The sequence below is a fragment of the Azospirillum formosense genome (assembly GCF_013340925.1).
In the GTDB taxonomy this organism is placed as follows: Bacteria; Pseudomonadota; Alphaproteobacteria; order Azospirillales; family Azospirillaceae; genus Azospirillum; species Azospirillum formosense.
Genome location: NZ_WHOR01000248.1, coordinates 1 through 8,799 on the forward strand (window position 1 = coordinate 1; position 8,799 = coordinate 8,799).

The following is an 8,799-nucleotide window of genomic DNA, read 5'->3' on the forward strand; positions in this document are numbered from 1 at the left end:
TTAGGGAGGGGGCAAGGGTGTTCGTGGGGGCAAGCGCGGCCTCCCGCGCCATCGCCTTCGCCAGCGTCAGCGCGTCGTCCGCCCCGCGCGCCACTACATCGACCAGCCCATAGTCCAGCGCCGTCCCAGCGTCGATCTGGCGCCCGGACAGCAGGATCTCCAGCGCCCGCCCATAGCCCCGCTCCGGGTCCTTTTTGAGAAGCAGGCGCGGCAGGCGCTGCGTGCCGCCATAGCCCGGCGGCAGGAACAGGTTGATCTCCGGCTGGCCCAGCCGGGCGCGGGGGTCGGCCACACGGACGTGGCAGGCCATCGCCAGCTCGCAGCCGCCGCCGAGCGCCACGCCGCGGATCGCCGCGAACACCGGCTTGTCCAGCGCGGCGAGGGCGCGGAAGACGGCGTGGGCCTTGGCGGGCAGGGCGCGGGCCTCGCCCTCGTCCCGCACCTCGTCGAGAAGCTGGCGGATGTCGGCGCCGGCCACGAAGTTGCGGCCGGTGCCGGTGATCACCACGGCGCGCACGTCCGCCCGCCGGGCGAGATGGGCGACCAGCGTGTCCAGTTCGTCGAGCAGGCGGTCGGAGAGCGCGTTGACCGGCGGGTTGTCGATGGTGACGGTCGCCATGCGCACGCCCTCGGCCAGCCGGTCATACTGGACGGACAGGAAGCGCTGCCGCTCGATGAGGGTCTGCTCCTCCGCCCGCTGCTGGCCGCGCGTCCAGGCGGCGATGCGCGCCTCCAGGTCGGTCAGGCATTCGGGGTTGCGGAGCGTGGAGGTGTCGCCCAGCGGCTCACCGTTCATCATCGCCGTCAGGAAGCGGCGCATGTATTTGCCGGAGCGCGTCTCGGGAAAGGCCGGGACGGCGAGGATGTCGGAGGGGACGGCGACGGCACCCTTCTCCTGCCGCACCAGATCCTTCAGCCGGCGCTCGTCGTCCGCCGTCAGGTCGCGGCCCTTGGCGGGCAGGACGAAGGCGACCGGGGTCAGCCCCTTCTCGCGGTGGGGCGCGCCGACCACGATGACATTGCCGACCGGGCTGTCGGGGTTGATCTGCTTGTCGCGCAGGATCGCGCCCTCGATCTCCTCCGTTCCCATGCGGTGGCCGGACACGTTGATGACGTCGTCGGATCGGCCATGCAGGCTGAAGCTGCCGTCGTCGTAGCGCCGCGCGAAGTCGCCCTGCAGGTAGGCCCAGACCGGTTGGCCGCTCGCATCGCGGAAGCGCCCGAAATAGGTCGTCACGAAACGGTCGAAATCGCCCTTCCAGCCGGGCTTCCCGACGTTGTCCGCGTCACCCCAGATGGTGCGGGTCAGGTAGGGGTAGGGGGCGGTGACGATGATCTCGCCCTTCTCCTCCGGCTCCGCGGGGCGGAAGGCGACGCGGCCGGCGGCGTCCGGCTCGCTTTCGGGAACCCAGACGTCGCCCAGCACCCAGGGCAGCGGGTAGGTGTGGGCGTCGGCGCGCAGCGGCTGGTCGGGGTTGCCGTAGGGGTGGGTCCAGACGATGCCGCCATGCTCCGTCGCCCAATAGCTGTTGATGTATTGCGGCGTCATCACCGCCATGCCGAAGGCCTGGACGGCGGGGCTGGTCGGCTCCGCGCAGAAGGTGGCGACCCGCAGGGAGGAACGGTCGTAGCGCTCGACGTCGGCGCGGTTTTCCGGGTGGGTCATGACCGTCTTCAGGAAGGTCACGCCCGCCTTGAAGATGGTCACCTTGTGCCGCTCGATGATCGAGGCGAATCGCCCGGCGTTGGGGAAGACCGGCGCCCCCTCCGTCACGATGCCGGGGATGCGGGCGGCGAGGCTGGCCGTGATGAGGTAGCTTTGCCCGGTGATCCAGCCGGGATCGGCGACGACGTAGATCGCGTCGCGGCCCGGCAGGGCGTCGAAGCTGACCTTCATGGTGTGGGCGAGGCCGGCGACGTAGCCGCCATGGACATGCACCACGCCCTTCGGCTTCCCGGTGGAGCCGGAGGTGTAGATGATGAACAGCGGATAGTCGGCGTCCACCGGCACACAGGGCACGGCCTTCGCCACGGCGGCGTAGAGCGCCCGGTCGTCCAGCGCGCGCAGCGCCTCCATGCCGGGCAGGCCGGCGGCGGCGCACAGCTCCGCCTCGGCCTTCGCCAGCAACTCATGCGCCCACACGTCGCGCCCCGCGGTCCAGGGGATGTCGGGAAGCCCGGCGTGGCGGACGACGATCACCGCCTCGACGCGCGGCGGGGCGGCGGTCAGAGCCTCGGCGACGCTGGCGCGCAGGTCGGCCACGGTGGCGGCGTCGAGCGTCCCGGCGCGGTCCAGCGCCCGGCCCAGTTCCCGCATCACGTCGGCGGGGGCGACGGTGATCTCACCCTCCAGCCCGCGGCGCACCGGCTCCATCAGGGCGGTGTCGCCCAGCTTGGCGCGCAGGACCTCCTCGGTGATGCGCAGCGCCGTGGGCAGGGCGACGAAACGGTCGAGCGCCGGGTCGCTGTAGGCCTCCTTGAAGGGGGCCATCTCGGCGTTGCGGCTGGCGCCGTCGGCGGTGATGACGACGCGGGCGCCGGCGTTCTCGATGCGGTCGGACAGCGTCTTGTCGGAGAAGCCGCCGAACACCGCGGTGTAGATGACGCCGAGGCGCTTCGCCCCCTCCGTCCAGACGATCTGGTCGAGGATGTTGGGCATGTTCAGCGCGATGCGGTCGCCCTGCCTCAACCCCAACCCACGCAGCGCCAGCGCGGCCAGCGCCGAGCGGATCAGCAACTCGCGCCGGGTCAGCGTGACGTGATGGACCGGGCCGCCGCGCCCGCCGTTGGCGGCGGCGTCCCAGCGGTCGCCCTCGTACCAGTAGGCGGTCTCCGACCCATGGCCGGACAGGACGTGGCGGTCCACCTCGTTGAAGGCGGCGTTGGTCAGCCCGCCGGCGAACCAGCGGTAGAAGGGCGCCTCCGATCCGTCGAAGGCCTGGGTCCAGGGCGTCCAGTCCACCCGCTCCGCAGCCTCGCCCGTCGCGGCGTTCCAGCCGCGCCAGACGCCGTCCGCCTCGCGCATCAGCCAGTGCGCCCCGTCGAACCAGTGGATCGTCTCCGCGGCGATGGCGCCGTGGAAGGCGCCGGGATCGGCTTCGCAGGCGGCGCGCTGGCTCTGCCAGTCCGTGGCGGAGCGGACGGGGTTGACGGCGACCTCCTGCGGCAGCGGCGGCTGTCCGACGGACTCCGCGACGGCGTGATCCATGCTTTCCTCCCGATCGGGCATTTCTTCCTTGGCGGCCACGTCTTTTGCGCGGCGAACATCACTATAGCGCGGCGCCCTGCATGGGCCGCAATGGCGCCGTGCGCGGCGGGGGTATGCCGTATACGCGGCTTTCGGTCATACTCGATGCAATCAATGAGGATGGGAGGAAACGGCATGTCAAAAAACGACGCGCCTGCGAATGATTCGGTGACCTTCGCGGTCAGCCACGCCGATCCGGCGGACTTCAAGCGCGACGGGCTGCGGCCCTTCTTCGAGTACCGGGACCTCGGCATCCGCGCCGCCACGGCGGGCAAGGCGAACGCCCACGTCATCCGCGCCCGCCCCGGCGAGCCGTCGCACGGCGGCTGGCACCGGCACGCGCTGGATTTCCAGATGGTCTATGTGCTGAAGGGCTGGGTGAAGTTCGCCTATGAAGGGGTGGGGGAGGTGCTGCTGCAGGCCGGCTCCTGCGTGCACCAGCCGCCGGGCATCCGCCATGTGGAGATCGCGCATTCCGACGATCTGGAGATGCTGGAGATCACCCTTCCCGCCGATTTCCCGACCGAAGGGGCCGAGCCGCCCACCGGGAACTGACGCTGCATCCGTCAAAAAAGTGCCGGTCGCACCCGTCGTGGAAACGACGGTGCGGCCGGCCAGATGCTTTGGAGGAATCGCCGCCATGGCCACAGGGAACGACGCGGCCACGGGACGCTTCGTTGCAAAAGAAAGCAATGCCCATGCCAGCGCTTGGGCGGGCTCCCGGAGCGGCGGATTTCCGCAATTTTGCGGAGCCTCCCCGCGCCGCGGCTGTCCGGATGTCCGGACAGGTGCCTGGAATGCCGGACGCCGCCCCGCTGGCATGTTGGACGCGTCGGCGGTATTAGGACGGCGTGCGGTGGCGTAGCAAGGATGCGGACGGGATGCCCGAGGTCGAGATCTCCCGCGAGGACAAGGGGCAGGCGACGGTGTTCGAGGCGTCGCCCTCCAGCGTGCCGCCCCAGCGTTACGCCCATCTCCTCTACGCCGCCCTGCTGCTGGCCGGTTTCGTCGTCGTGGCCGAACTGACGCTGGAGCCGACGGCCTCGATGCTGCGCTGGCTGGGCGTCCTGTGCGCGGTGCCGCTTCTGCTGATGTGGATGATCACGCTGCTGCGGGCGGCGCGGCGCAGCGCCGTGCGGCTGATCGTGGCGCCGGAAGGATTGACCGCCCATGGGCAGCTTGTCCCCCACGACACGATCCGCGGGGTGGCGCTCTACCCGCCGCAGGGCAAACGCCCGCTGTTCGTGGCCCGCATCCAGACGATGACCTTGCAGCAGCACCAAAAGGAACTGGCGCTGGCCGGCGGGGACGTGGATGCGGAGGAGGACGGAAAACCGGGGAAGGGCCGTCGGCGGCGCGCCGGCTACCGGCTGCTTCTGCTGCGCCGGAACCATCTGCCGGCGCTCGTCCTGGTGCGTGGCCTCACCCTGTCGGGTGGAGAGACGCTGATGGCCGGGCTGGCCGCCGAACTGCGCCGCCACAGCCGGCCGGGCTGACAATCATTCTGAATTCTGTCGGCGGGTTCCGACGGCGCGCGGGCAAGCGCCCCTCCCGCCGCGGGGCGGGAGAGGACCGCGCTGGAGAGACGTGACTCAGCGACGGGCCGTCGGGGCTGCCGGCAGGTCTTCTTCCAGGATGACGACGTGCAGGGCGTAGGAAACCTCACCCTCGTCCACGTCGCGGTGCAGGGTGCCGACGAACTCGTCGCCCAGCATGACCTCTGCGGACTGGCCGGCCTTCTCGGGCGGCTGGATGATGATCTTGTCGTTGCCGAGCGTCTTGCGCAGATAGCTCTGCACACGGGCGATTTCGGTTTCGGTCATCTTGGCGACCGTCGGCTTGGCGGGCGGCATGGCATGATCCCTGTGTTGTCGAAGGGGTCATATAGAAACCTTTCGGGCAAAGGGAAAGCACAACATCGCCCCGGATCGCGCATTCGCCGCGCCGCCCGCCGCAGGCCCCGTCTTTCTTGCGGGGGGCCATCCCCCCGCCTGTGGAGAGCCGTTATCCGGTTTTGTCCTCTTGTTCCGGGTTGCGCGGCCAAATACTGGACGGATTGGAATGTGGGAGCGTCCGCGCTCCGCCGTCCGGTGACCATGGCATGGGGTGACCATGGCTGCGCGCCTTCGCCGTTTCGTCTCGTGCCGTTTCGTCCTGGCCGTCACCGCCGGGCTGCTGCTGGCCGTGGCGGCGTGGGCCGTACCCGGTCTGGCGGCTCCCGCGCCGGAGCAGCGCATCGCCCTGGTCATCGGCGTCGGCGCCTACCGTCACGCCACAGAGCTGCCCAACCCGCGCAACGACGCCCGCGCCATGTCGGCGGCCCTGCGCAAGCTGGGCTTCGCGGTGGAGGAGCGCTACGACCTCGACAACCGCGGCATGGCCGAGGCGTTGCGCGGCTTCGGCATCCAGGCGGCGCAGGCCGACGTGGCGCTGCTCTATTTCGCCGGCCACGGCATGCAGGTCGGCGGCACCAACTTCCTGATCCCCGCGGACGCCCGGCTGGAGCGCGAGCGCGATCTGGTCTACGAGGCGCTGCCCCTGAACCTGCCGATGGGCGAGCTGGCCCAGGCGCGCAAGCTGGGCATCCTGATCCTGGACGCCTGCCGCAACAATCCCTTCGCCGACCGGCTGGTGCGGTCCGGCACCAAGAAGACGGAGGTGCATTCCGGTTTCGCCCGTGTGGACGACACGCCGACCGACACGCTGGTCGCCATGGCCACCCGCGCCGACGCGGTGGCCGAGGACGGGCAGGGCGACCACAGCCCCTACACCGCCTCCCTGCTGAAGAACTTCGATGTGCCGGGGCTGGAGCTGAGCCTGTTCTTCCGCCGCGTGCGCGACGACGTCATGCAGGTCACCCAGGGCCGGCAGGAGCCCTTCCTCTACGGCTCGCTGGGGGCTGCCCCCTTCTACTTCAACCCGCTGCCGGAGAACCGGCCGCCGCAGCTCGCCGCCTTCAAGACGTTGGAGGTGTTCGACCGCGGCGGGACGGAGGGGCTGGGCATCGCGCGGCCCAGCGATCCCGACAACGACCAGCTCTTCGCCCAGGTGACCGGCCTGCCGCGCGGCGGCGGGGTGCGCATCGGCGACCGGGTGGTGCTGATCGGCGACTATCTGACGCTCGACCAGCTCACCGCCGCGACCTTCCGCGCCGACGCCACCCATCTGGGCGACGCCGGCAGCTTCGATTTCGCGGTGATGGACGGGCGCGGCGGGGTGGCGCGGGGCGCCGTCCCGATCCTCATCAAGCCGAGCAACCGTTCGCCGGTCGCCGTTGCGGAGCGCAGCGTGCGCGCCGTGGTCAACAGCCTGCGGCTGGAGGTGCCGACCGACCCGGACGGCGACCCGCTGACCTTCACCGTCAGCACCGTGCCGGAGCGGGGCAAGGTCCGCGACGGCACCACGCCGCTGAAGCCCGGCGACAAGCTGGCGCCGGATCGGCTGACCGCCCTGACCTTCGACCCGGAACGGGCGCCGGCGGGTCGTGCCGGGGTGTTCAGCGTCTTGGTCGAGGACGGGCGTGGCGGGCGCACCACGATGAGCGCGCTGCTGGAGGGCGAAGAGGCCGGCGCCGCCCCGCCGCAGGCCGATCTGGAGGAATCGCTGTGGCGCCGCGTGCGCGACAGCCGCGACGCCGACGCGCTGGACGCCTTCCTGCGGCTGTTCGGCACCGGACCCTTCGCCGCCCCGGCGCGGGACCGGCTGAACCGGCTGCGCGGCGAAGCGGCCAAGGTCGCGGCGGTTCCTTCGGCGGGCGGGGCGGGGAACAGCGGATCGTCGGGTGGCGGGGCATCCAGCGGCAAGGCGTCTCCGCCGCCGGAGCTCCAACTCGACACCGGTGGGGAAGGGATGTACGTGGCCGTCGCCGATGCGGAGCTGCGCGCCGGGCCGGACGCGCGGTCGGAGCGGGTCGGCGCCCTCGCCAAGGACGGCCCGGGGCGGGGGCTGGGCCGGGTGGCCGACGCCGACTGGTACCGGGTGGCCTTGGACGATGGCACCCAGGGCGGCGTGCAGGGCTTCGTCCGCGGCCCCGCGCTGCGCCCCGCCGGGCCGGAGGACCGCCAACGGCTGGCGCTCGCCGCGCCCGCCCAGCCGGGGGGCTCGCAGGGGCGGGCGCAGGGCAACGGCGGCCGCTTCCAGGATTGCCCGGACTGCCCGCCGATGATGCGCATCCCCGCCGGCAGCTTCGTCATGGGCAGCGAGCGCGGCGACTCCAGCCAGCGCCCGCCCCGCCGAGTCACCTTCGCCCGGCCCTTCGCCATCGGGGTCTATGAGGTGACGGTCGCCAACTGGCGGGCCTGCGTGGAGGGTGGCGGTTGCGCCGCCATGCCGCGGATGCGCAACCCTTCCGACGACACGCCCGTCCACAACATCCATGTCGAGGACGCGCTGGCCTACACCGAGTGGCTCAGCCGCAAGACCGGCCAGCGCTACCGCCTGCCGAGCGAGGCCGAGTGGGAGTACGCGGCGCGCGGCGGCAGCGCGGCGCGCTTCGCCTGGGGGGACAGCCTGACGGCGGGGGCGCGGCTGGCCAACTGCCGCGACTGCGGCGGGGGCGCCGACCGCTCCCTGCCGGCGCCGGTCGGCAGCTTCCAGCCCAACGCCTTCGGCCTCTACGACACCAGCGGCGGCGTGGCGGAGTGGGTCGCCGACTGCTGGAACCCCGGCTACAAGGGCGCCCCGACGGACGGCAGCGCCTGGACGGAGGGCGACTGCCGCAAGCGGGTGCTGCGCGGCGGCTCCTGGCGGGACGGGCAGGACGCCATCGCCGTCACCGCCCGCATCGGCTACGACGCCGACGTGCGCTATTTCGCCGATGGGTTGCGGGTGGCCCGCGACCTCAACTGACTCCACCGCGTTCGTTGGTGGGACGCACCGTCTGCGGATGGGACCGCGCCGCCCCCGAAATTGCAGAAATTGGTGTTGGGCCAGTGCGCTAGACTTGGCCGTTCATAGCTTGGCGATCCGTGATCCGGACGGCCCGATGATGAGAGGCCGGCGGCGGCTTTGACCAAATTCGTTACAGCCGCCGTCGCCCGTGACTCCCTAAAGGGGTGGTCAAAGACCGATTCAGGTGGAGGGTATCGACGTGTTGCGCTGGCCCCGGAGCGCTGTTTGGACTGTTGCGCTGGTCCTGGTGACGGCGAACGCCGCCGTTGCGCCCCTGGCGTTCGCCGACGACAAGCGCGTCGCGCTGGTGATTGGCAACGCGCAGTACCAGGAGGGCGGTCCGGCCGCCGGGGTGGGCGCCAACGCGGCCGTCGTCGCCGACGCGCTGCGCCGCGCCGGCTTCACCGTCACCGCCGCCGAGAATCTCGACCACCGAGGCATGGTCGCGGCGCTGACCCGCTTCCAGGACGCGCTGGGGCAGGCCGACCTGGGCTTCCTCTATTACTCCGGCGTCGCGCTCAGCCTGTCGGCCAAGGGCTTCCTGGTGCCGGTGGACGCCAAGCCCGGGTCCGAATACGACGTGATCTTCGACACCATCGAGCTGGACTACGCGCTGAAGGAGATCCAGCGCAGCGGGCGCAAGACCGTCGCCGTGTTCGACC

At 71.3% G+C, this 8,799-nt stretch carries 6 protein-coding genes; 4 read left to right on the forward strand and 2 right to left on the reverse strand.

Going from position 1 to position 8,799, the window contains the following annotated elements; genetic code table 11:
- Positions 1-3,208: AMP-binding protein (locus GBZ26_RS23540; protein WP_174440932.1), on the reverse strand; the 3,208-nt coding region annotated here is incomplete at its 3' end.
- Between the two features lie 174 nt (positions 3,209-3,382).
- Here GBZ26_RS23540 and GBZ26_RS23545 point away from each other — a divergent pair.
- Both GBZ26_RS23545 and GBZ26_RS23550 read left to right on the forward strand, forming a co-directional pair.
- On the forward strand, positions 3,383-3,802 hold the full coding sequence (locus tag GBZ26_RS23545) for a cupin domain-containing protein (protein ID WP_174440933.1): 420 nt from the start codon (positions 3,383-3,385) through the stop codon (positions 3,800-3,802).
- A gap of 326 nt (positions 3,803-4,128) precedes the next feature.
- Positions 4,129-4,743 (forward strand): hypothetical protein, encoded by a 615-nt coding sequence (locus GBZ26_RS23550; RefSeq protein WP_174440934.1) that lies wholly within the window; start codon positions 4,129-4,131, stop codon positions 4,741-4,743.
- Positions 4,744-4,839: 96 nt separating this feature from the next.
- Here the strand turns inward: GBZ26_RS23550 and GBZ26_RS23555 are convergent, their stop codons facing one another.
- Positions 4,840-5,100 carry a DUF3126 family protein gene (locus GBZ26_RS23555; RefSeq protein ID WP_014241108.1) on the reverse strand — a complete coding sequence of 87 codons (261 nt, stop codon included), beginning with the start codon at positions 5,098-5,100 and terminating at the stop codon, positions 4,840-4,842.
- A gap of 259 nt (positions 5,101-5,359) precedes the next feature.
- On the opposite strand from GBZ26_RS23555, the gene GBZ26_RS23560 reads away from it, so the two are divergent.
- On the forward strand, positions 5,360-8,095 hold the full coding sequence (locus tag GBZ26_RS23560) for an SUMF1/EgtB/PvdO family nonheme iron enzyme (protein WP_174440935.1): 2,736 nt from the start codon (positions 5,360-5,362) through the stop codon (positions 8,093-8,095).
- 241 nt (positions 8,096-8,336) lie between these two features.
- A partial coding sequence (locus GBZ26_RS23565) for a caspase family protein (protein ID WP_174440936.1) occupies positions 8,337-8,799 on the forward strand: 463 nt, incomplete at its 3' end.